The organism is Primorskyibacter sp. S87 (genome assembly GCF_049801055.1).
Classification (GTDB): domain Bacteria; phylum Pseudomonadota; class Alphaproteobacteria; order Rhodobacterales; family Rhodobacteraceae; genus JBNAGF01.
Genome location: NZ_JBNAGF010000004.1, coordinates 53,390 through 75,324, shown reverse-complemented (window position 1 = coordinate 75,324; position 21,935 = coordinate 53,390). Strand labels below are relative to the sequence as shown.

The following is a 21,935-nucleotide window of genomic DNA, read 5'->3' as shown; positions in this document are numbered from 1 at the left end:
CCGCAGCCACCCTTGCAAGATCACCCGTGGCCGGGCGGCGCAATGATCGTTAGTTTTGAAGGATCGCGCGTTCCCATTCGGTCTGAAAGATGCGCTTTTTGTATTGATCCAGATAGACCAAGAGGCCGGGCCCCATCCGGATCCGCCTGAGATGTGCGTCTTGCGGCGTTGCATTCGGGTTGAATTGCGAAAAGGGAAATCCGTCAAATGCAGTTGTATTCCATGTGAATTGCAGAAGGTGGTCAATAAATGAGCCGGCCAACTCAGGATCACGGGCGTTTTGCGGAACAAGCGCCGTGCGCAGCATGACTGTAGTGAAATCTTGAGGCAGCAGGATTTCGAATGCCCCTTCATCGCGGCGGGCAAGGGCATAGCTGCCAAGGACGTTGTAGGCCACGGCAAGCTCTTCGCTGGCCACTGCGTCAATCATGTCGGACGAACAGCAAAACAGTTTGGGATCAAGCCCACCCATTACCTCCGTCAATCGCCAGAACGTTTCCGAAGTCCGGGCATCCTGAGTGGCAAACAGATAACCTAGTCCCGACGTGCGGAGGTCGTAGGTTCCTATCCTACCACGGAATCTGTCTGGGTGGTCGCGCAGGACAGTGATGAGTTCCTGCCGCGTCCGGGGAAGCGGAAGCCCGTCAAAAGCCTTGCGGGAAACCACGATCGCAGCTGGCTCCTGAGTAAAGGCAAACAAGTGATCGCGCCACTTGGCCCATTCCGGAAGTTCCTGAGTTGCCGAAGACCGGTGCGCCCGGCTGAACCCGTCATTTGCCAGCTTCGTCTGAAGATCCATCGCACTGGAGATCACGATGTCGAACGAAGCGTTTTCGACCGTTAGAGCCTGCATGATCTGTGCCGAGGACGCGACTGTATATTCGATCGAGACACGGGGATTTTCCTCGAGAAACCTTTCGACGATTGGTTCGAAGACATCGATATCGGCCGTTGATATGATGCGCAGTTCATGGATGGCCTCGTCCGCCCCAAAGCCCCTGTGGTCTTCGATTTCGAAGGCATGGGAGATTGTCGCGAATGCAATCAGAGCAAGGGAAAGAACATGGTGACGCATGCGCCGGGCCCTTCCGAGTTATTGTGGATTGAAAGCGAACCGCCGTGCGCGCCAACGACTTCGTCTGCGATGGTGAGGCCAAGACCTGATCCTACGACGGTTTCGACATTGGAACCGCGGATAAAGCGCCCTGTCAGTGCCTCGGCGCCTTTTTCGGGAAACCCGATTCCCTGATCCCGCACCTCGACGCAAGCCAAACCGTTCTTTGCCCGAACCGAAACGGCGACTTCGCCTTCTGCCTGAGAATACTTGATAGCATTGTCCAGCAGGTTGCGCAGAGCATTTTGAATCAGGATCGGGTCGCCTGTGCTTCGGACCGGGTCTGGCGCATCCAGAAACATCGAAATGTCGCGCAAATCAGCTAATGGCCCCAGCCGGTGCACCATGTCCGCCGCAAGTTGCGACAGATCGATCTCTTCGGCTTCGAGGTGATCGGCGCGAAACGAAACCATTGCGTGATCCAGCAATTGGCCGGCGGCGCGGCTGCTTTCGTCGATGGCCCGGATCATCTCGCGCAGGCTGGTTCTGTTCTCGTCCCGGTCGACGCGCATGAGCGTAGTTTCCGCCTGCGTGCGAACCGTGGCCAGCGGGGTACGGACCCGGTGTGCGGCCTCGGCGATGAAATCTTCGGATCTGGCCAAGGATGTCTTGAGGCGCTCCATGAACCCGTTAAGTGCGGACACCAAAGGGGCCATTTCCCGTGGCACAGGGGCAGCGACTGGTCGCAAGTCCTGCGGACCGCGGCGTGTGACAGATGCGGTCAGTCGCTCCAAAGGCGCTATCGCAGCCCGGCCGGCAAAATAGGCCAGAAGCGCGGTGGATAGAAAAAAACCTATTCCCAGCGCGCCCGCATTGCGGGAAATTCTTTTCAAAGTGATCGCCTGCGCCTGACGAGTCTGCCCGACCGAAGCGCTCAACATGACAAGCCGCCCGTCTACGAACAATTGCCGGGCTGCGGACACTACGCGAACCTCTTCGTTTTGGTATTGGGCGGTTATGAACCGGGCTTCTTCCGGCGAGGGGTTTGAGACTTCTGGAAGATCCTCGTAGCCAGTGAGAAAGGTGCCATTTTCCCGAATTGCATAGAATACGCGGTCGTCGCTCAAGTTGCCGAGCATTGAAAAAGCAGAGTATGGCAGATCGAGCACCAATTCGCCCTCTTGCACCGAAACCGCATCAAGAATGGATGTGACAGAGGCTGCCAGTATGTTGTCTTGGCTTTCCTCTGAAAGACGAAGGGCAAAACTCTGGACAAGTAGAAACAGAATGACAGCGAGCAGAGCCGCACCAGCCAGAAGAACGACCAGCAGCTGGCGAAGGATAGAGCCACGTCTGTTGATCTGTTCCCTCATGTCAGGGTTAGCCGGTAGCCAAGGCCGCGTTCAGTAGCAATCTGAACCTGACTGCCGCGTAGGTGTCGGCGGAGGCGACCGACATAAACCTCGATCGCGTTTTCCGAGACTTCTTCGTCGTAGGAAAATAGCCTATCCACCAGTTTTGATTTCGAAAAGATCTGCTCGGGCGCACCCGCAAAAACCTCGAACAGTCGCAATTCCCGATTTCTCAGGTGGATCACCTTCCCGTCAATTTCCAAAGTTCCAGCCAGCGAATCGAACCGCACATCACCAAGGGTTTGCAGGTTGCGCGCGGTCCCACCTTGTCGTCGCAGGACGGCGCGGCAACGGGCTTCGAGCTCGGAAAAGTCGAAAGGTTTGGTGATGTAATCGTCCGCGCCGAGGTCGAGAACACCCACCCGGTCAGAGACTTCTGAACGTGCAGTCAGCACGATGACAGGCGTCGCATCCGAGGCAGCTCTGTGGCGCTCCAGAAAGTCCCGACCGTCCCCGTCCGGAAGCATTATATCCAGCAAAATCAGATCATAAGATCCAACGGCCATGTAGTCTGCGGCTTGTTCCAGCGTGTCGGCGTGATCGACCACATGGCCCGCCATGGTCAGCCGCCCGAGCACCGCATTGGCCAGGCTGGGGTTATCTTCGATCAGCAGGTACCGCATACTTCCTGTTCCCGGAGATCCTGTCAGTTCGTGTCAGGTCCGTGTCAGCTTGGTGAGGTTGTCTTCCCAGATGGGCGGCCCGCGTGGTCGCTGTCAACAGGGAGAAATCGCAATGACACAACTCACTCTGGGCCGTCGCGCCCTCATGCTGGCGGCTGCCGCAACCCTGAGCCTGGGCTCGGCCACGCTGGCCACGGCAGAACAGGTCGTGGATAGCATCCACTTTCTGATTCCCGGCGGCGCCGGCGGCGGCTGGGATGGCACGGCCCGCGGCACGGGTGAGGCACTGACCAAGTCCGGGCTGGTGGGCAATGCCAGCTATGAAAACATGTCCGGTGGCGGTGGCGGCAAGGCGATCGGCTATCTGATCGAGAATGCCGACAGCCTGCACAACACGATGATGGTAAATTCCACACCCATCGTGATCCGTTCGCTGACCGGGGTGTTTCCCCATAATTTCCGCGACCTGACTCTGGTTTCCGGAACCATAGGTGACTATGCCGCGATTGTCGTACACAAAGACAGTGCATTGAGTTCAATGGGCGATCTGATGGCCGCGTTTGACGCTGACCCGAACGGCACAGCGATTGGCGGAGGTTCTGTTCCGGGTGGCATGGATCATCTTGTGGCCGCGATGGTCATGGAGGCCGCTGGCAAAGATGCGCTGGCTGTAAAGTACATCCCCTATGACGCGGGCGGTAAAGCCATGGCGGCACTGCTGTCGGGTGAGATTGCAGCGCTTTCCACTGGGTTCTCCGAGGCTGTTGCACTTGCAGAGGCTGGAGAAGTCAAAATTTTGGGTGTGACCTCGGATGACCGCGTGGCGGCCTATGGCGATGCGCCGACTATGAAAGAGCAGGGGATCGACACGACCTTTGTGAACTGGCGTGGGTTCTTCGCAGCACCCGGTCTCCCCGAGGACAAGCTGGCCATGTATCAGGACGCCATCTCCAAGATGTACGACACGCCTGAATGGGAAGAAGTCCGTGCCCGTAACGGCTGGGTCAACATCCACAACTCTGGTGATGACTTCAAAACCTTCCTCGAAGGTCAGGAACAGGTCATCGGCGACCTGATGAAGAAGCTCGGCTTCCTCTGATCTGAAAAGTGTCTGTCCCGGCGCTGCCACGCGCCGGGACATGCAACGGATCCAAACAGGGATGGGGAACCGACAGATGGCACTCGACCGCTGGATCGCTTTGATCCTCCTTGGTGTATCGCTGATCTATGGATACGCCGCTTTTTTTACCATGGATCATTTGCTGCCGCCGTTCATGCAGCGCAACCCGATTTGGCCCAGCACATTCCCAAAGGTTCTTGCGATCATGGCCATGCTGGCTTCGCTCGTTATCCTGCTGGGGCTTGAGAAATCGGACGGAGAGGAAAAAACTCCGGACATCGATTACCGCAAACTGGGTGAATACAACCTCGGTCAGGCGCTGTCATTGCTAGGGCTGATGGTTGCCTATGCACTTCTGCTGCGACCTGCCGGTTTCCTGCTGTCCACGTTCTTGTTCCTCTTCCTCGGCGCGCTGATCCTCGGTGAACGCCGCTGTTCGGTGTTGGTCGTCGTCGCGGGTCTGGCCTCTTTCCTCGTCTGGTACCTGGTTGAGGGTGTGCTGGGCATATTCCTGCGGCCGTGGCCCATATTCATCTGATGGGAGGCTGACATGATCGAAGGATTTCTCATTGGAATCGGAGCCGCGTTTTCCATAACCAACCTGATTATGGTTATCGCAGGCTGCCTGATCGGCACGTTCATCGGGATGCTGCCGGGGCTTGGCCCGATGTCCATCATTGCAATCATGATCCCGGTGGCGATCACCATCGGCGATCCCTCGGCCGCGCTGATCCTCTTGGCCGGTGTCTATTATGGCGCGATTTTTGGCGGCTCGACCTCGTCAATTCTGCTGAACGCACCGGGCGTGGCAGGGACGGTTGCCACCAGTTTCGACGGCTATCCGATGGCGCGTGCCGGCAAGGCCGGCAAGGCGTTAACCGTTGCAGCAATCGCCAGTTTCTGCGGGGGCACCATTGGTGCGCTGCTTCTGATGGTCTTTGCCCCGATGCTGTCCACTGTAGCCCTGCTGTTTCATTCGGCGGAGTATTTTGCGCTGATGGTGGTCGGCCTGTCTGCAATTGCGGCTTTTGCCGGAACAGGAAATGTGGCCAAGGCAATCCTAATGACCGTTCTGGGCCTGATCATGGCGACGGTCGGAGAGGGCGCTCTGTTCAATTTGCCTCGGTTCACGATGGGGTTGATGGATCTGCAATCGGGATTCAGCTTCATAACGCTGGCAATGGCCATGTTTGCATTGCCCGAAGCCCTGTTTCTGGTCCTCAACCCGGCACGGGCGGCGCAAGGGGATGACGGCGGCAAAATTTCTGGGCTGCGCATCACAGGGAAAGAGGCGCGCAAGATTGCACCGGTCATCGGGCGCCAATCCGTGCAGGGTTTCTTTATCGGGGTACTGCCGGGGGCGGGCGCTACGATTGCGTCGTTCCTTGGCTATGCAGTTGAACGAAACATAGCCAATGAAGATGAGCGCAAGGAGTTCGGTCACGGGTCCATAAAGGGGTTGGCCGCACCGGAAACCGCAAACAACGCGGCATGCACCGGGTCTTTCGTGCCTCTCCTTACGTTGGGTATCCCCGGCTCGGGCACCACCGCCATTCTGTTGGGTGCTTTGATCGCGCTGAATGTGACACCGGGACCGCGCCTGATGGTCGACAACCCGCAGATTTTCTGGGCTGTGATCATCTCGATGTATATCGGCAATCTTGTTCTTCTTGTGCTGAACTTGCCGCTGATTCCGTACATTGCCAAGGTGCTGACGATCCCCCGGACTTTCCTGATCCCGTTCATCCTCTTCTTTACACTGATGGGCAGTTACATCGGGCAGAACAACGCGACCGAGCTGCTGATCCTCGTGGGGTTCGGGATCTGCGCGACGGTACTGCGCTTTGCCGACTATCCGCTGGCACCGCTGCTGATCGGGTTCATTCTAGGTCGAATGCTTGAGGACAACTTTGCCCGCTCGATGCAGTTGTATGACGGGATCGGTTTCATCATCGACCGCCCCATGACGCTTGGGTTGTTGGTGATCGCTGCCTTGCTCGTGGTCGTACCAAGTTATCGCGCCCGCCGCGCCCGTGCCCGTCAGGAGGGGATTGCTGACGGCGATTGATGCCAAACACCACTCCGGAGAATCAGGAATGGCGGCGGTTTCTAGGTGAAACCGTCGCTATTCATTTTTGAGTATCAGTCGGCGTAGAGATAATCTGTTTTGGCGATCCGCAGCGCCTGATCCTGAGTGACAGTCAGAAATTCTGCGATCTTGCCTGCGTTTTCTTCCGGCGCTGCCACCTCGTGAATACGACTATACCGGCTGAAACCGGCGTCGCGGATCCGATCGGCTTCATATGTCATGTCATTTCGGATCGTCGGCAGCAACCGTTCGAGAGTTGCCTGATTGGTGCGTTCGCCTGCCAAGCCAACGCGACGAGCGTGCCCGATGAGATAGTCATCAGTGAACTGGCATTCGACTTCCAGCATCCGCGTTACCGAGCGGTCAGAAAAGAAGTCGTGCATCAGATCCAGATTTGACGGATCCATGCAAACAATAAGCCGGTCGGTATCATAGTACTCGAACAGCATCCGCATGAGGGCACGCCGGTGGCGGGTTCGTTTCTCCAGAGTGGCCTGAATTCCCCCCAGATCGGGCAGCGGCGTGTTCTCTTCGTTGAAGAGATATTCGATTGCCGGAACGTTCGTTACCTGCCTGATCTGCTCGAGCAGACGTTTGGCGACATGCCATTTTTTGCAGACTACGATCATCAGCTCGCGCTCTCGGCCAAGCGTGCTCTCGGTTTCCCAGAAACGCATGCCGAACCGGCGACCGATCCGACCACGGCCCGTGAGAAACTTGTAGAGACTTCGACCCTCGTTTGAGATCTGAAACTCGACCCCATGGGCGGCGTAAAGCCTGCCGAGCCGGACCTTCAACTGCTTTGCTTCGGGGCTGATCTTGCGGGCAAACAGAAAATCCTGCCCTAGCAACAGGTCATAGTGATCGTTGTAGAAGTTCACCGGCATTCCGTAGTCCGAGAACATCAGGAAAGTCAGGGTCCGGGTTTCGATCTCGTCTTCGGGAACAAGGTGGCGCACAAGCGTCTGGAAAAAGGTTTCGTCCGGGATCCATGTCGACCGGAAAAAGCGCATCACGTCCTTGCGCGTCCGCGTGAAGTCAAGGATCCATTCGACTGTGCGCCGTCGCAGGCACCACCACTGGCTGCCAATCTGAACCTGAATATCCTGTGGTATCTCGCGTTGCAGCTTGAGCCTTTTCTGCAGCTCCAGAGATTTGTAGAACAACCACTTGTTGTTTCGCTCGTTCAGGAAGTGGCGATAGATCAGCCGTTCTTCCTTCATGCCGGTTTTGATCCAGTCGCTTTCAAAGAAGTCGAAGCTTTCGATGAAGTCCTTGTCTCGGGAATCAAGGAACTCATGCGCGTATTCTGCCGTCTTGATTGCCATGCAATCGCCAGAAAGCATGTAGAAATGGGTGGCGCGTGGAAAGTCCTCGACTGCGGCCTGGATCGCATAGAGGGTCGCTTGAACCAGAGACCACTCTCCCCACCCGCATTTGATACGCTTTCGGGCATAGGTAACATTCGGGTTGTCAGCCAAGGCGGTCTGAATTCGGTCGAAATGTTCGGGTTTGGCGCGCGAGTCGAAATGGATCGACATGTAGTCCCCAGCGGCCGTTAGCCGTTCGGCCTGCATGATGATCGCATCGGGATCCTTATGGCACAGCAGTATGTATGCAATTTTTGCCATTACCGATACGTATCGCCCCTTTGCCTGCTCTTATTTGTCTTGATAAAGATGAAGGCGAATTGAATAAACGGGTTTGTTTGGTTTTTGTGCACAAACCCCACAAAGAAATCGGCAGGCAGGCCGGTTCAGGAGGTGAGCAGATGGGTTTTCCCGGAACATGGATGACCGAGAGTGAAAGTTTGGTCTACCGGGTTGTGCCGAAATGCGCATGCTCGACAATTGGTCAGATCATGTACTTTTCTGACCACGGTGAGTTCTTTGACGGTGATATTCACGATGCCAAGAGCGGCCTGCACAAATGGTCTATCGAAGATAGTCAGGGACCGATCACACGCAATGTGCAGTCACACAAATCCTACGCATTCACTTGCGTTCGCAATCCTTACACCCGGATCCTGAGCTCGTTTTTTGACAAGATCTGCGGCATCCAGCGCAACGGCAGGCGTTATCGCGGCAATCTGGTGCCGACCCTGATCTACAAGTACGGGATCGAGGTCGGTGGCGATGACGGCAAGCAGGAGTTCGATCAGATCGAAAGCTTCCGCCGCTTTTTGCTGTTTGCACGCGACACCATTCGCTGGCGCCGTCCGATGGACCCGGATATTCACTGGTCCGCCATGTCGGGACACATCTCGACCTACATCGTGAATGGCGGGTCCTATGATCAGATCTTCTGGACCGAAGCTTTCAATGATGGGATGCAGCGTGTTCTGGACGAGGTCGCAACGCCTAAAAAGGTAAAGCTGAAAGATATCCCCCGTTTCAACGAATCCGAAGGCCATGGCCCCAAGCGAGCCCATCCGGTCGAAGATTACTTCGACGACCTGTCGATGCATCTTGTCTACGAGATCTACAAACGCGATTTCGACCTGTTCAAATACGATTTCGAGAACCCGGGAAACAAAATGCCCGTGGGCGAGATCGACCTTGATGAAGTGCATGCCAAGCTGGGCGACTGATGTCGGGGTCGCAGTTCGACCTGCGGGGAACGAGCCTGTTCAATCTTTCGGCGGAACGTATGGGTCAGGCGTGCCCGGCGGAATTGGTGGATACTGCTTGAAGGTCTCGGCGTGTTCCAGCAGTTCGGGCTGAGCTTTCTCCACAGCCCATGTGTGCGGGAACAAGACGCTCTCCCTTTCATTCGGATCGTTAAGCAGGTTGTAGACGCGCGGCGTGTCGAAGCTCAGGGTCTCATCAAAGATCGAGGCATTTTCCTTGAACATGACTTTTCCGTCCTGCCATTTCACGCCATTTCCAGTGATCCCGTCAAATTCGGGGTGTGCGATGTTGGGGTAATGCGTCTGGGTATAGGCGAAGTAAATGAAGAACGGATTCACGACATTTCTCCGTGGGGGAATGGCTCCTATAGAAACGCAAATCTTGCCAATTTCCCAAAGAAATGCCGGCCAACGCATAGGCTAAGGCGACGCACTCTTGCCCTTGCCCGGATGACCCAGCTGATGCAGACTTCTACGCGGAGGAAGACCGTCTGTTTCGCACCCGGGGTCTGATAGGAACTGCGCCAAGGAAGTGCCATGCGTTGGGAGGAGTGTGCCATGACATCCAAAACCACGGAGTCCACACCCGCGGACAATCTGACACCACAGCATCCGGCCGTTCCTGAGGTCAACAAGGTGGCCTGGGCTGATATCAGCGCATCACTGAAAGCTGGTTTTTCCGACTTTCTGGCCCGCCCGTTCATGAGCGGTTTCTTTGGCTTGTTCTATGCGATATTCGGGATCTTGTTTGTTTGGAGTCTGGTTTGGCTCGGTAAGATCTGGATGATCATTCCTGCGGTAGTCGGCTTTCCTCTGGTGGCTCCATTTGCAGCTGCCGGGCTTTATGAGATGTCGCGCCGGTTGCAGAAGGGAGAGAGTTTCGGCTGGTCTGAAATCCTCACCGTCATGGCCAATCAGCGCAAACGCGAAATGGGCTGGATGGCTTTTGTTACCTTGTTCATTTTCTGGGTGTGGATGTACCAGATACGTCTTTGGCTGGCGATCATCTTGCAGGACGCATCCTTTTCTGACTTTGACGGGTTTCTGAATGCGGTGTTCTTCACCCCTCAGGGGTGGGCCTTTCTTTTTGTTGGCACCGGCATAGGAGCATTTCTGTCGGCAGTCCTTTTTTCGGTGACCGTCGTCGCAATGCCCATGCTGCTCGATCGGGAAACAAATTTCGTTTCGGCCATGTTAACGTCAATTCGCGTCGTTACGGAGAGCCCGGTGGTCATGCTGACTTGGGCGGCGATCATCGTTGTGACAATGCTGTTGTCGATGGCCCCGGCATTTCTGGGCTTGGTCTTCACCCTGCCGATTCTTGGCCACACCACATGGCATCTTTATCAGCGCGCTGTTCCGCCGGCGGAGGGGTGACGGATCATCTCTTTGCGAACGCGATGAGAATGTTGCCTTGCAAGGCCTGCTTAACTCACATTCGCCAATAGACCGCCATGTCCGCTTCAGGTTCAAAGCATGGATCTGCTGCTTCAACTTCCGCAGGTGTCTTGAACCTCGGTGGCGCAGCCTCTAGATCTGCCAACCATGTCCAAGAAACCCGCGAACCCAAATTCCAAGACAATCGCTGACAATCGGCGAGCCCGCTTCGATTACGCAATCGAAGAGGATCTGGAGTGTGGCATCGTTCTCGAAGGGTCCGAGGTCAAGGCACTCAGGGCGGGGGGCACCAACATTGCCGACAGCTATGCCGCTGTCGAGGATGGAGAGCTGTGGCTCGTTAACTCGTATATCCCGCCCTATGCGCAGGCCAAGATGTTCAAGCATGAGGAGCGACGGCGGCGCAAGCTGCTGGTTTCGCGCAAGCAGATGTCGGACCTGTGGAATGCAACCCAACGCAAGGGCATGACGCTGGTTCCCCTGTCTCTCTACTTTAACGGCAAGGGTATCGCCAAACTCAAGTTGGGTATTGCCAAGGGCAAGAAAACTCATGACAAGCGCGAGACCCAGGCCAAACGTGATTGGGGCCGACAGAAGCAACGTCTGATGAAGGAAAACCGCTGACCTGCGGCCATTCGCAACCCAACGGTGCCTGTTCCCGCCTTGCACGCTCAGACCTGCGCATGTAGGGCTTTTCCAGCGTAACTGGAGGGGCTCTCATGCAGGATGATCCGACAACACTGGTTTCAACCGACTGGCTGGCGGCGCATCTGAAGGATCCGGATCTGCGGATACTCGACGGGTCTTGGTACCTGCCTCAGCAAAAGCGGGATGCAAAGGCGGAATATGACGCCACGCATATTCCGGGCGCCCGCTTTTTCGATATCGATGACATCTCCGATCACCGGTCCGAGGTGCCGCACATGGCGCCGCCGGTTGAAAAGTTCGTCTCGCGACTGCGGGCCCTTGGGGTCGGTGATGGCCATCAGGTCGTGGTCTATGACGGTGCCGGGTTGATGTCGGCTGCGCGGGTCTGGTGGCTGTTCAAGCTGATGGGACAAAAGAACATCGCCGTGCTGGACGGCGGATTACCCAAATGGTTGGCCGAAGAGCGTGAAACCGAAGATCTTCCACCAGTGGTTCGGGATCGCCACATGACGGTTCGGGTTCAGAACCATCTGGTGCGGGACGTCACTCAGGTATCCGCCGCCACCAAGCTGGGGGATCACGAGATTATCGACGCCCGGTCCGCAGGCCGGTTTCAGGGCAAGGACGCCGAACCCCGTGAAGGATTGCGGAGTGGTCATATTCCGGGATCGAAAAATGTCCCGTTTACCGAGCTTCTTGATGCGGACGGAACGATGAAATCGCCCAAGGATATCCGTGCGGTCTTCGAAGCTGCCGGTGTAGATCTGAAGAAGCCGGCAATCACCTCATGCGGATCGGGTGTCACGGCTGCTGTTCTGAGCCTTGCGCTCGAACGTATCGGAAAGTCCGACCATTCGCTCTACGACGGCTCGTGGGCCGAATGGGGCGCCTTCCCGACACTGCCCGTTGCAACCGGAGAATAAGATGTTCGAGAACCTCAGAGAACAACCTGCTGACAAAATTCTGGCGCTGATGCAGATGTATCGGGATGACCCTCGCACAGACAAAATCGATCTGGGTGTTGGGGTTTACAAGAACGCCGAGGGCATCACGCCGGTGATGCGTGCGGTCAAAGCCGCAGAACAGCGTATCTGGGAAACGCAGGAAACAAAGGCCTATACGGGGCTGGCTGGAGACCCGGCCTATGCCGATGCGATGATCGGGTTGATTCTTGGCGACAGCGTGGCCCGAGGCAACGTTGCTGCGGTGGCCACGCCGGGTGGAACGGGGGCATGCCGGCAGGCTTTCGAACTGATCCGGATGGCCAACCCCGCGGCACGTGTTTTTGTTTCTGATCCGACATGGCCTAATCACCTGTCGATTCTGAAGTATCTCGGCATTGAGACTGTTCCCTACCGCTATTTCGACAGTGAAACCCGCGGCGTGAATTTCGACGGAATGATAGAAGATCTCAAAACGGCAAGGGCAGGGGATGTGGTGCTGCTGCATGGGTGTTGCCACAACCCGACCGGGGCAAATCTGAATTCTGTTGAATGGCAGGCGGTCATCGACCTGATCAACGAAAATGGCTTGGTCGCGATGATCGACATCGCATATCAGGGGTTCGGTGACGGTCTCGAAGAAGACGCCAAGGCAACCCGGCTCGTCGCCGCGTCTGTCAAAGAGTGCATGATTGCGGCCTCGTGTTCGAAGAACTTTGGTGTTTATCGGGAACGGACCGGCCTGCTGATGGCGATCAGTGCGGACGCTGGCCAAACCGGTCTGAACCAGCAGACATTGGCATTTCTGAACCGTCAGAACTATTCGTTCCCGCCCGATCACGGTGCTCGGGTCGTGACCGAGATTCTCACCGATGACGCGTTGCGCGCTGACTGGGCTGCGGAGCTGGAAAATGTTCGCCTGTCGATGCTGGGCCTGCGCCAGAATCTTGCCGATGAACTGCAGCGGCTGACCGGGTCGGATCGCTTTGCTTTCATTGCGCAGCACCGGGGTATGTTCTCTAGAATCGGCACGTCACCTGAACTCGTTGAGCGGCTTCGGACCGAGCACGGCATCTACATGGTGGGCGACAGTCGCATGAATATTGCCGGGCTGAACGATGTGACCGTGCCGATCCTCGCAAAGGCGATTGTTGATGTGGGCGTCTGACAACCGACTGTTCTGACACGACCAGTCAAAGTCGGTCCTTCTCTGAACGGCCAAAACAGATAAGCCCCGGGCGCATCAACGCCCGGGGCTTTCTGCTTTGTGGCGTCGGGCTTACCCCTTCGAGAACTCAGGGTACGCTTCCATTCCCAGCTCTGCCATGTCCAGACCGTTGATCTCCTCTTCTTCGCTCACGCGCAGCCCGATGGTGGACTTGATCACCGTGAAGAAGACATAGGAGACTACGAAGACGAAGATCCCGATGGAGAGGAAGCCGATAATCTGGGTGCCGAATGACGCGTCGCTGTTTGTCCAGGCCACGATGAATGTCCCCCAGAACCCGGCAATCAGGTGCACAGGAATGGCGCCAACCACGTCGTCGATTCTCATCCGGTCCAGCATCGGCACGGCGAACACTACGATTACACCGCCGATGCCGCCGATAATCAGGGACTGGAACAGGGTCGGTGCCAACGGTTCCGCCGTGATCGAAACCAACCCGGCCAACGCACCGTTGAGCGTCATCGTCAGGTCGACCTTGCCAAACATGACCTGAGTCAGGCCCAGAGCGGCGGCGGCGCCGGCGGCAGCAGCCATGTTGGTGTTGGCAAAGATTCTGGAGACATCGGCAACGTCACCGATGGTGCCCATGGCCAACTGTGAACCGCCGTTGAATCCGAACCATCCAAGCCACAGGATGAACGTTCCCAGCGTGGCCAAGGCTAGGTTTGACCCCGGAATAGGTACGACCTTGCCATCCTTGTTGTACTTACCGATCCGTGGCCCCAGCACCATGGCACCTGCCAGCGCAGCAAATCCCCCTGCGGCGTGAACAAGGGTCGAGCCAGCGAAGTCGCTGAAGCCGCGAGCGTCAAGCCAGCCGCCGCCCCACTGCCACGATGCTTCAATCGGGTAGATGAAACCGGTCAGGATGATCACGAAGACCAGAAACGGCCACAACTTGACACGCTCGGCCATGGTTCCCGATACGATGGAGGCAGTGGTTGCGCAGAACATAAGCTGGAAGAAGAAATCCGAGCCGACCGAGGCATAGCTGAGATCGGTTTCCGTGTCTGCCAGCCCGACGGGTTCAAGAGACGTGGGCGAGAATGCACCGAGCAAGCCGGTGATGGTCCAGCCTTCGCCGGGATACATCAGATTGAAGCCAACCAGCCAGTACATGATGGCTGCCAGCGAGAAGAGCCCCATGTTCTTGGTGAGCTGCATGGTCACGTTCTTTGACCGAACAAGCCCTGCCTCAAGCATGGCAAACCCTGCCGCCATCCAGAACACAAGGAAACCACCGACGAGAAACAATAGCGATGTCAGAATGTACTGGGTATGTTGCGCCGCTTCTCCGGTTGCGGCCTCCTGGGCCAGGCCCAGCGACGGCAGCGCGGATAGCGCGGCGGCGACGGGAAGTGCAAAAGTGCGTTTCATGGTAATTCTTTCCTCTGGTTGCGCCGGATCACAGCGCGTCATCGTTGGTTTCGCCGGTGCGCACGCGAACTGCCTGTTCCACGTCGATCACGAAGATTTTTCCGTCGCCGATCTTTCCGGTCTTGGCCGTCGAGGTGATGGTTTCGACGATCTGGTCGACCATTCCTTCGGCGACGACGATTTCGAGTTTGATCTTTGGCACGAAGTTCACCGCGTATTCGGCGCCGCGGTAGATTTCCGTATGGCCGGACTGAGATCCAAAGCCCTTGATTTCGGTAACCATCATGCCGCGGATACCGGCCTCGGTCAGCGCTTCGCGAACCTCTTCCAGTTTGAACGGCTTGATCGTTGCAATGATGAGTTTCACGTTTATCCCCTATCGAATGACCGGGTCGCCCCGGTGTTTGCACATGCAGAAAGTGAACCTTGAAAAAGGCGCTTGGAAATGGGGCCGTTGGGGTGCGGCGCGCCAGATTCACGCAAAACTGCACAAAAAATGCACATGAGTAGACTGAAGATGAAAAATTGAGCAGCAATGAAAGGGGAGTTGGAGGATAACAATACCTCTACAATTGAGATTGCGCGGGGTAATGTGCGCGCAACACAAGAGCCGGGCAGGGTTTGAGCATGAGTGAGTCGAAGCGGCGGCGACCGCCTCTGGTAGCGGATAAGAGGTATCCCTCCGCCGGTCGTTCCGGCGCACCAAAATCAAAACCCCAGCCGAAGCCCAAACCAAAGCCCAAGGCAAAGGTGCAGACCAAACCCGGATCCGCTCCGGGACGAAAGGCAAAGCGCACCAAAAAGTCAGGATCAGGTGGCGGCGGCATAGGCGGAGCGATCCGTCGGTTCTTTGGCTGGATCATTGGGCTGATTTGGGGGCTGACGTGGCGCACCGGCATGATCTTTGCCCTGCTGCTCGCCCTTGCTGTCGGCTATGTCTATACGACCTTGCCCGAACCCAAAGCATTGCTGGATGGCCGAGCGCGTGGTTCCGTGACCATGCTGGATCGGAATGGATCCGTGTTCGCGTGGCGTGGCGATCAATTCGGTGGTGTCGTGACCGCAAGCACCGTTTCGCCGCATCTCAAACACGCAGTGATTGCCACTGAGGACAAGCGCTTTTACCGGCATTTCGGTGTCAGCCCGCGCGGTGTTGCAAGTGCGGTCAGGATCAACCTCAGCGAGGGGCGCGGGCCTTTGTCCGGGCATGGCGGTTCGACTATCACTCAGCAAACGGCAAAATTGCTTTGCCTTGGTGTGCCTTACAACGCGGATGAGTGGGAGTCGGAAGCCGCATACGAGTCGGATTGCCGTCAGGGATCGCTGTGGCGCAAGGTCAAAGAGGCCATTTACGCAATGGCCATGGAGGTCAAATACTCCAAGGACGAAGTTCTCACCATTTATCTGAACCGGGCGTTTCTCGGGGCGGGTGCTCGTGGTTTCGAAGCCGCCAGTCAGCGATACTTTGGAAAGTCGGCTGCCGAGGTAAATCCCGCCGAGTCTGCGATGCTCGCCGGGCTTCTGGTTGCGCCAACTCGTTATGCACCAACCAACAATCTGAAGCGATCACAGGACCGGGCCCGCGTCATCGTGGGGCTGATGGAAGCGCAGGGCTATCTGACCAAGGCCGAGGCCGCCGAAGCCCGCAACAATCCGGCAGAGCTTTCCGAAGCGGCGGCGGCGCGCGCTGGCGGCTATTTTGCTGACTGGGTCATGGCAAGCGGGCCAGAGTTCTTCACGCGCAACACCACCGAAGATGTCGTCATAAGAACGACGCTTGATCAACGGCTTCAGGCTTCGGCAGAAGAAGCGATGAAGTTCATCTTTCAGGAAAAGGTGCGCGAAGGATCCAAGGCACAGGCTGCTATCGTTGTAATGTCTGCCGACGGAGCAGTTCGGGCGATGGTGGGCGGGCGCAAGACGCGTGTGTCCGGCGCGTTCAACCGGGCGACACAAGCCCTGCGACAGACCGGGTCGGCCTTCAAACCCTTCGTTTATGCCACTGCGCTGGAGCTCGGACACTCGCCACTCGATACGGTTGTGGATGAACCGTACTGCCAGAACATCCCGGGATCCGGTCAGTGGTGCCCAAAGAATTATACCAACAAGTATTATGGCGAAGTCACGTTGACCCGCGCACTAAAGGATTCACTCAATGTCCCCGCCGTAAAGGTTTCCGAGCAGGTCGGGCGCGACAAGGTGCGACTGGTTGCCAGCGAATTCGGCATCGACAGCGATCTGGCGGCGGGACCGGCCTTGGCGCTGGGCGCATCCGAAAGCACGCTGATCGAGATGACCGGCGCCTATGCGGGCATTCTCAACGGCGGATCATCTGTGACCCCTTACGGCATGACCGAGCTGAGCCTGATGGGCGATGACTCTCCGCTTATGGGTAAGGATGGTGGAATAGGGGAGCGGGTGATCCGGGCAGAGGCTGCCGAGCAACTGATCTGGATGATGGAGAAGGTGGTGAGCGACGGATCAGGTCAGCGCGCATCGCTTCCCAATTGGCAAGCTGCGGGCAAAACAGGCACCACCCAAGCCGCAAGGGATGCTTGGTTCATCGGTTTCACCGCAGACTACGTTGCCGGGGTCTGGATGGGGTATGATGACAATACACCATTGTCGGGTGTCACGGGCGGCGGGTTGCCGGCGGAAATCTGGCACGAAACGATGGTTCGCGTTCACGAAGGTCTGGAGCCGCGCCCGTTACCGATGAGCGAACCAACTCCGCCACGCCAGCCCGAACGCCGCCAGCCACAGGGCCGGCCGGGTGGGCTGGGTCAGGCTGTGGATCAGATCCTCAAGGACATCTTTGGCGGAGGCGGCGGCGGTCGCGCGCCCAAAGGCAACGACCGGTAGAGAGCGGACCGGTCAAGCCGGTCCGTCTCGACAGAACCGAATTAGCCAACTGCGCTCAGATCGGCGATCAGCTGATCGAGATTGCCTTTTCTCTTGTCCAGCATCGCACCGATTTCCGTCCGCTCGGTAAGCAACAGGTTCACGCCTTCGATGAACATGTTGAAGAACTTGTCCTTGCCGGACTTGTCCGAAACCAGGAAGGTGACTTCAAACGGAGCTTCGCCGCGTAGCTTGGCAACACTTTTGACTTCGTACCCCGCCTTGATCTTACGGGTTGATTTCACTTCGACGGTTCCACCGATGAATTCGCGGAAGCGGCGACCGTATTTCCGGGAAATATATCCCTGAAACGCCTTTGTGAATGATCTCAACTGGGCTTTGCTAGCCTGACGGGCATCCGGTCCGAGCGCATAGCGGGCCATGATTGGCACGTCGGCGTAGCGGACAAAAATCTTCTCGAAATCCCGCAACATGGCGGATTCAGATTTGCCCGATGCAATCACCTTGTTGATGTCAGCAACGACACTGTCGACAAGGTTTCTGGCTCCGGATTCGGTCAAGGCCAGTGCAGGCATCGGAAAGGCTGCCAACCCGACAAGGGCTGCGCTCGATCCCAGAAAACGGCGGCGGTTCAAAAAATCACTCGGCATAGATGTCCTCGTACGGGTCTGTGGAGCTGTCTGCATAAGGATCAGCGTCCGAATAGGGGTCGGCATATGGGTCCGTGTAGAGATCTAGATAGGCGTCGTCATCGTCTTCGGCCAGTTCAAATCTGCGGTTTTGCATGTAGATCAATCGCGCCTGCGCGTAGCTGTCCGCGCTTTCATAGAGAATCGAGTCGACGGTATCGACGAAACGCCCGCGATCGCCGAGGCGACGCAGAATCTCGGCATACACGCCAATGTTGTCGATCGGCCGAACCGGCGCAAAGTCGATTGGATTGGTAAAGAGGTTGACGATCACCCCAATGGAGTCGCGGACCGTGGAAGGGCCGTAAAGCGGCAGCTCTACATAAGCGCCCTCACCAAATCCCCAGACATGAAGCGTCTCTCCAAAATCAGTGTCGACTGCCGGAACACGAAAATCTGTTGCCGGATCTGCCAGCCCAGCGAATCCCACGGTCGAGTTCACGGTAAATCGCAACAGCGCATATCCGGCGTTCTCGAAATCCCCTTGCAGCAGATAGTCGACAACGTTTGAAGGCATCGACAGGTTATCGGCAAAATAGTTGAAGCTGTTGATCATTGGCTCTGGGATGATCGCCACGTAACCTTTTGATGCCGCGCGGAAAAAGACCTTGTCGACGCCACGGTTGAATTTGTGGATCGAGCGGTTGGTGTTTTCGTAGGGATCAAAGATCTCGCCACTGGCCTTTTGATCGGGCGACTTGCTGGCGCACCCCGACAGGGCAACTGACGCGGCAAAGGTCAGAAGGCAAAGTGGGCGGGTCAAGAATTTCATTCGGTATTCATCCCGATGATGGGCTCCGGCTCGCGCAACGGCCCCACTCCTGAGCGAAATTTCTCTGTGGTGCAAAGCCGGTTGCCAATCACTTAGTTGATCTGTGACCGATTTGGAACAGCGGCTGACGCGGCTTGGCGTGAAAGTGCCGGAAAAGGTGACCAGACCCTAAACTGGCTTGTCGTCCGGGCGATTTGGTTCCCGGAAGGACATATGCAAGCAAGAGTTTACACGTTGTCGTCAACGTTTCCTGCAGCTTCGGTTTGGGACTTTCTTCGACGTCTTAACCCGGATAGCGTTCAGGCAATCACTAGCAGGGGAGAGATCCGATGAGCATCACAGACAGATTGGCCGAATTGGGTGTCACCCTTCCTGACGCACCGGCTCCCGCTGCGAATTATGTGCCATTCGTCGTGGTTGGCAATCTGGTGTACGTGTCGGGCCAAATTTCGATGGATGCGTCGGGTCTGATTTGCGGAAAGCTCGGAGAGAACATGGATGTCGAGACCGGCGCTGCTGCGGCACGGTGCTGTGCGATCAATCTTCTGGCACAGGTGAAGGCGGCGTGTGGTGGCGACATAGAGCGGTTGGAACGGGTGGTGAAGTTGACCGGTTTCGTCAACTCCACGGCCGATTTTTCAGAGCAGCCGAAAGTCATCAATGGCGCGTCGGACTTTATGGTCGAAGCGCTGGGCGATGCCGGTCGCCACTCAAGGTCGGCAGTCAGCGCGGCGGCCCTGCCTCTGGGCGTGGCTGTTGAAATCGAAGGTATCTTCCAGATCAGATGACGCCGTCGCTTCCCGCTAGCTTTCTGGGCGCACCAATTGCACATCGCGGATACCACGACAACTCTGAGGGTCGGCCGGAAAACAGCCGGGCCGCAATTGAGGCGGCGATAGCCGCAGGCTATGCGGTCGAAATCGATTTGCAGATGACGGCCGACGCCCGGGCTGTGGTTTTTCACGACTATGGGCTGAAACGTCTGACCGGCCGCGATGGGGTGATCCGGCAACTCACCCGAAACGATGCGCGGTCCGTCCAGCTGCTGCACGGCTATGGGGCGGGCATCCCGGACCTCGCCGAAGTGCTTGAGTTGGTCAATGGCCGGGCCCCGCTGCTTATCGAAATCAAGGATCAGGACGGCCATATGGGGAAAGATGTCGGGCCGCTCGAAGCGGCTGCGGCTGCCTTGCTCGTTGGCTATCGGGGCGATGTCGCCGTCATGTCCTTCAACCCGAACTCCGTGGAACAGATGGCGCAACTGGCGCCGGAGATTCCCCGAGGGCTGGTGACGTCGTCATACAGCTACGACGAATGGCCTCTGCCGCAAGAGGTATGTGACAGGTTACGCGCCATTCCAGACGTCGACCGTGTTGGGGCGAGCTTCATCAGCCACGAAGTCGAGGATCTCAATCGGTCCCGGGTAAGGGATCTGAAGCAGGCTGGTCTGCCGGTTCTGTGTTGGACAGTGAAATCGGCGGCACAAGAAAAAGAGGCGCGAAAAGTGGCGGAAAACATAACATTCGAGGGCTATGCAGCGGCAGTCCTTGCTTGAAGCCGGTTGGCTGGGCCACACATACTAGTCGTGCGGAGGGCGTAATGGATCAGGCTCAGATCGAGGTTCAGGTTCTGGATTCGCTGTCGCATATCGCGGCTGCGGAGTGGGACAATTGTGCCTGTCCGGAAACGGCTGACGGGGGCCGTCCCTATGATCCGTTCACGACTCACCGGTTTCTTTCGGCTCTCGAAGACAGCGGATCCGTTGGGCCGGGGACGGGCTGGCAGCCTCAGTACCTGACGGCCTATCTCGACGGGCTTTTGGTCGGCGCCGCGCCGCTCTATGCCAAGTCTCACAGTCAGGGCGAGTACATATTCGACCACAACTGGGCCCATGCGTATGAGCGTGCCGGAGGGCATTATTATCCCAAGCTGCAAATGGCCGTGCCATTCACTCCCGCTACAGGGCGCCGCTTTCTGGTTCGGCCGGGTTATGAAACGATAGGGCAATCTGCTTTGGTTCAAGGCGCGGTGCAGCTGGCCGCAAAACACGGAGTTTCATCTCTGCATGTGACGTTTTGCACGGAAGATGAGGCGAAAGCAGGCGAGCAGATGGGCTTGTTGCACCGGGTTACGCAGCAATTTCATTGGTGTAATGACAGTTACGCAGACTTTAGCGAGTTTCTGAGCGCTCTCAGTTCCCGAAAGCGAAAGACCCTTAGAAAAGAACGGGAACAGGCCAACAGGTTTGGTGGGCATGTCAGCATCTTGTCGGGTGAAGAGCTGAAACCCGAGCATTGGGACGCGTTCTGGACCTTTTATCAGGACACGGGCTCCCGCAAGTGGGGGTCTCCGTATCTGACGCGCGAGTTCTTTCACATCGCCCATAACAGCATGGCTGACGACATGGTCTTAGTGCTGGCCGAAAGGAATGGTCGACCGGTCGCGGGTGCCCTGAATTTCATTGGCCGAGACACTTTGTTCGGGCGCTATTGGGGCTGTATCGAACACCATCCCTTCCTACACTTCGAACTGTGCTATTATAGGGCAATCGACCTCGCCATCGCCCACGGCCTGAAGCGGGTCGAAGCGGGTGCCCAGGGAGAACACAAACTGGCTCGGGGATACCTGCCGACCCAAACCCACAGTCTGCACTGGGTGGCGGATCCGGGGTTCTCGGATGCAGTTGCCCGGTATCTTGAGGCTGAGCGGGAAGCGGTCGGGGAAGAGATCGAATTGCTCACGGCTTATGGACCATTCCACAAGGCGCAAGTGGAGGAACACCAATGACCGAAAGACTTTCAGACGTGACCCGCGGGCCGCTTCTGGATCCGCTGTTCAAAACTGGCTGGACCATGGTTGAGGGGCGGGACGCGATTACCAAGACATTCATTTTTGCCAATTTTGTTGATGCATTCGGCTGGATGACGCGCGTCGCGATCTGGTCCGAAAAATGGGATCATCATCCCGAGTGGCGCAACGTCTATCGGACCGTCGAAGTGGTCCTGACAACCCACGATGTCGAGGGTATTTCAGCACTGGATGCCAAACTGGCCCGCAAAATGGATAGTCTTATATGACCTGAAGTCCTCGGCC

The 21,935-nt window shown here is 57.1% G+C and carries 22 protein-coding genes; 13 read left to right on the top strand and 9 right to left on the bottom strand.

Features of this window, described 5'->3' with window-relative positions; all coding sequences use genetic code 11:
* Window positions 1–49: 49 nt before the first annotated feature.
* The 3 genes from ACP15U_RS08565 to ACP15U_RS08555 are packed head-to-tail and all read right to left on the bottom strand — an operon-like array spanning window position 50 to window position 3,089.
* Window positions 50–1,075 (bottom strand): ABC transporter substrate-binding protein, encoded by a 1,026-nt coding sequence (locus ACP15U_RS08565; RefSeq protein ID WP_425044738.1) that lies wholly within the window; start codon window positions 1,073–1,075, stop codon window positions 50–52.
* Window positions 1,045–2,427 (bottom strand): sensor histidine kinase N-terminal domain-containing protein, encoded by a 1,383-nt coding sequence (locus ACP15U_RS08560; RefSeq protein ID WP_425044737.1) that lies wholly within the window; start codon window positions 2,425–2,427, stop codon window positions 1,045–1,047. The genes ACP15U_RS08565 and ACP15U_RS08560 overlap by 31 nt, the downstream gene beginning before the upstream one ends.
* Entirely contained in the window at window positions 2,424–3,089 is a 666-nt protein-coding gene (locus ACP15U_RS08555) for a response regulator transcription factor (RefSeq protein ID WP_425044736.1), read from the bottom strand. The genes ACP15U_RS08560 and ACP15U_RS08555 overlap by 4 nt, the downstream gene beginning before the upstream one ends.
* 112 nt (window positions 3,090–3,201) lie before the next feature.
* On the opposite strand from ACP15U_RS08555, the gene ACP15U_RS08550 reads away from it, so the two are divergent.
* The 3 genes from ACP15U_RS08550 to ACP15U_RS08540 all read left to right on the top strand — a co-directional run bounded on the left by ACP15U_RS08550 (window position 3,202) and on the right by ACP15U_RS08540 (window position 6,277).
* Window positions 3,202–4,188, top strand: coding sequence for a tripartite tricarboxylate transporter substrate binding protein (locus ACP15U_RS08550; RefSeq protein ID WP_425044735.1), 987 nt, complete (start codon window positions 3,202–3,204; stop codon window positions 4,186–4,188).
* A gap of 76 nt (window positions 4,189–4,264) precedes the next feature.
* Window positions 4,265–4,747: a tripartite tricarboxylate transporter TctB family protein gene (locus ACP15U_RS08545; RefSeq protein ID WP_425044734.1), complete on the top strand. Its 483-nt coding sequence runs from the start codon at window positions 4,265–4,267 to the stop codon at window positions 4,745–4,747.
* A 12-nt stretch (window positions 4,748–4,759) separates the two neighbouring features.
* Window positions 4,760–6,277 carry a tripartite tricarboxylate transporter permease gene (locus ACP15U_RS08540; protein WP_425044733.1) on the top strand — a complete coding sequence of 506 codons (1,518 nt, stop codon included), beginning with the start codon at window positions 4,760–4,762 and terminating at the stop codon, window positions 6,275–6,277.
* Window positions 6,278–6,351: 74 nt separating this feature from the next.
* Here the strand turns inward: ACP15U_RS08540 and ACP15U_RS08535 are convergent, their stop codons facing one another.
* The gene (locus ACP15U_RS08535) at window positions 6,352–7,929 is read right to left on the bottom strand and encodes a DUF5928 domain-containing protein (RefSeq protein ID WP_425044732.1); all 1,578 of its coding nucleotides are present in this window, start codon (window positions 7,927–7,929) and stop codon (window positions 6,352–6,354) included.
* A gap of 140 nt (window positions 7,930–8,069) precedes the next feature.
* Between ACP15U_RS08535 and ACP15U_RS08530 the strand changes: the two genes are divergently transcribed.
* On the top strand, window positions 8,070–8,888 hold the full coding sequence (locus tag ACP15U_RS08530) for a sulfotransferase family protein (protein ID WP_425044731.1): 819 nt from the start codon (window positions 8,070–8,072) through the stop codon (window positions 8,886–8,888).
* A 39-nt stretch (window positions 8,889–8,927) separates the two neighbouring features.
* On the opposite strand, the gene ACP15U_RS08525 is transcribed toward ACP15U_RS08530, so the two are convergent.
* A complete protein-coding gene (locus ACP15U_RS08525; protein ID WP_425044730.1) occupies window positions 8,928–9,266 on the bottom strand; it encodes a hypothetical protein in 339 nt (112 codons plus the stop codon).
* 219 nt (window positions 9,267–9,485) lie between these two features.
* Here ACP15U_RS08525 and ACP15U_RS08520 point away from each other — a divergent pair, with 219 nt between their 5' ends.
* From ACP15U_RS08520 to ACP15U_RS08505, 4 genes are all read left to right on the top strand, one after another.
* Complete coding sequence (locus tag ACP15U_RS08520) at window positions 9,486–10,304, top strand: DUF2189 domain-containing protein (protein WP_425044729.1); 819 nt, start codon at window positions 9,486–9,488, stop codon at window positions 10,302–10,304.
* 168 nt (window positions 10,305–10,472) lie between these two features.
* Entirely contained in the window at window positions 10,473–10,949 is a 477-nt protein-coding gene (gene smpB, locus ACP15U_RS08515) for an SsrA-binding protein SmpB (RefSeq protein WP_425044728.1), read from the top strand.
* A gap of 95 nt (window positions 10,950–11,044) precedes the next feature.
* Complete coding sequence (gene sseA, locus ACP15U_RS08510) at window positions 11,045–11,896, top strand: 3-mercaptopyruvate sulfurtransferase (protein ID WP_425044727.1); 852 nt, start codon at window positions 11,045–11,047, stop codon at window positions 11,894–11,896.
* Between the two features lies 1 nt (window position 11,897).
* The gene (locus ACP15U_RS08505; protein WP_425044726.1) at window positions 11,898–13,082 is read left to right on the top strand and encodes an aromatic amino acid transaminase; all 1,185 of its coding nucleotides are present in this window, start codon (window positions 11,898–11,900) and stop codon (window positions 13,080–13,082) included.
* 111 nt (window positions 13,083–13,193) lie between these two features.
* On the opposite strand, the gene amt is transcribed toward ACP15U_RS08505, so the two are convergent.
* Window positions 13,194–14,519, bottom strand: coding sequence for an ammonium transporter (gene amt / locus ACP15U_RS08500; RefSeq protein ID WP_425044725.1), 1,326 nt, complete (start codon window positions 14,517–14,519; stop codon window positions 13,194–13,196).
* A gap of 28 nt (window positions 14,520–14,547) precedes the next feature.
* Window positions 14,548–14,886, bottom strand: a complete 339-nt coding sequence (locus ACP15U_RS08495) for a P-II family nitrogen regulator (protein ID WP_425044724.1) — start codon at window positions 14,884–14,886, stop codon at window positions 14,548–14,550.
* Between the two features lie 260 nt (window positions 14,887–15,146).
* Here ACP15U_RS08495 and ACP15U_RS08490 point away from each other — a divergent pair, with 260 nt between their 5' ends.
* Window positions 15,147–17,381, top strand: coding sequence for a transglycosylase domain-containing protein (locus tag ACP15U_RS08490; protein ID WP_425044723.1), 2,235 nt, complete (start codon window positions 15,147–15,149; stop codon window positions 17,379–17,381).
* A 41-nt stretch (window positions 17,382–17,422) separates the two neighbouring features.
* On the opposite strand, the gene ACP15U_RS08485 is transcribed toward ACP15U_RS08490, so the two are convergent.
* Both ACP15U_RS08485 and ACP15U_RS08480 read right to left on the bottom strand, forming a co-directional pair.
* Entirely contained in the window at window positions 17,423–18,031 is a 609-nt protein-coding gene (locus tag ACP15U_RS08485) for an MlaC/ttg2D family ABC transporter substrate-binding protein (protein WP_425044722.1), read from the bottom strand.
* The gene (locus tag ACP15U_RS08480; RefSeq protein WP_425044721.1) at window positions 18,021–18,842 is read right to left on the bottom strand and encodes an MlaA family lipoprotein; all 822 of its coding nucleotides are present in this window, start codon (window positions 18,840–18,842) and stop codon (window positions 18,021–18,023) included. Before ACP15U_RS08480 ends, ACP15U_RS08485 begins: the two co-directional genes overlap by 11 nt.
* A 329-nt stretch (window positions 18,843–19,171) precedes the next feature.
* Between ACP15U_RS08480 and ACP15U_RS08475 the strand changes: the two genes are divergently transcribed.
* The 4 genes from ACP15U_RS08475 to ACP15U_RS08460 are packed head-to-tail and all read left to right on the top strand — an operon-like array spanning window position 19,172 to window position 21,919.
* Window positions 19,172–19,630, top strand: coding sequence for a RidA family protein (locus ACP15U_RS08475; RefSeq protein ID WP_425044720.1), 459 nt, complete (start codon window positions 19,172–19,174; stop codon window positions 19,628–19,630).
* Window positions 19,627–20,397 carry a glycerophosphodiester phosphodiesterase family protein gene (locus ACP15U_RS08470; protein ID WP_425044719.1) on the top strand — a complete coding sequence of 257 codons (771 nt, stop codon included), beginning with the start codon at window positions 19,627–19,629 and terminating at the stop codon, window positions 20,395–20,397. Before ACP15U_RS08475 ends, ACP15U_RS08470 begins: the two co-directional genes overlap by 4 nt.
* A gap of 44 nt (window positions 20,398–20,441) precedes the next feature.
* A complete protein-coding gene (locus ACP15U_RS08465) occupies window positions 20,442–21,629 on the top strand; it encodes a GNAT family N-acetyltransferase (RefSeq protein ID WP_425044718.1) in 1,188 nt (395 codons plus the stop codon).
* Window positions 21,626–21,919 (top strand): 4a-hydroxytetrahydrobiopterin dehydratase, encoded by a 294-nt coding sequence (locus ACP15U_RS08460; RefSeq protein ID WP_425044717.1) that lies wholly within the window; start codon window positions 21,626–21,628, stop codon window positions 21,917–21,919. The genes ACP15U_RS08465 and ACP15U_RS08460 overlap by 4 nt, the downstream gene beginning before the upstream one ends.
* Window positions 21,920–21,935: the final 16 nt, after the last annotated feature.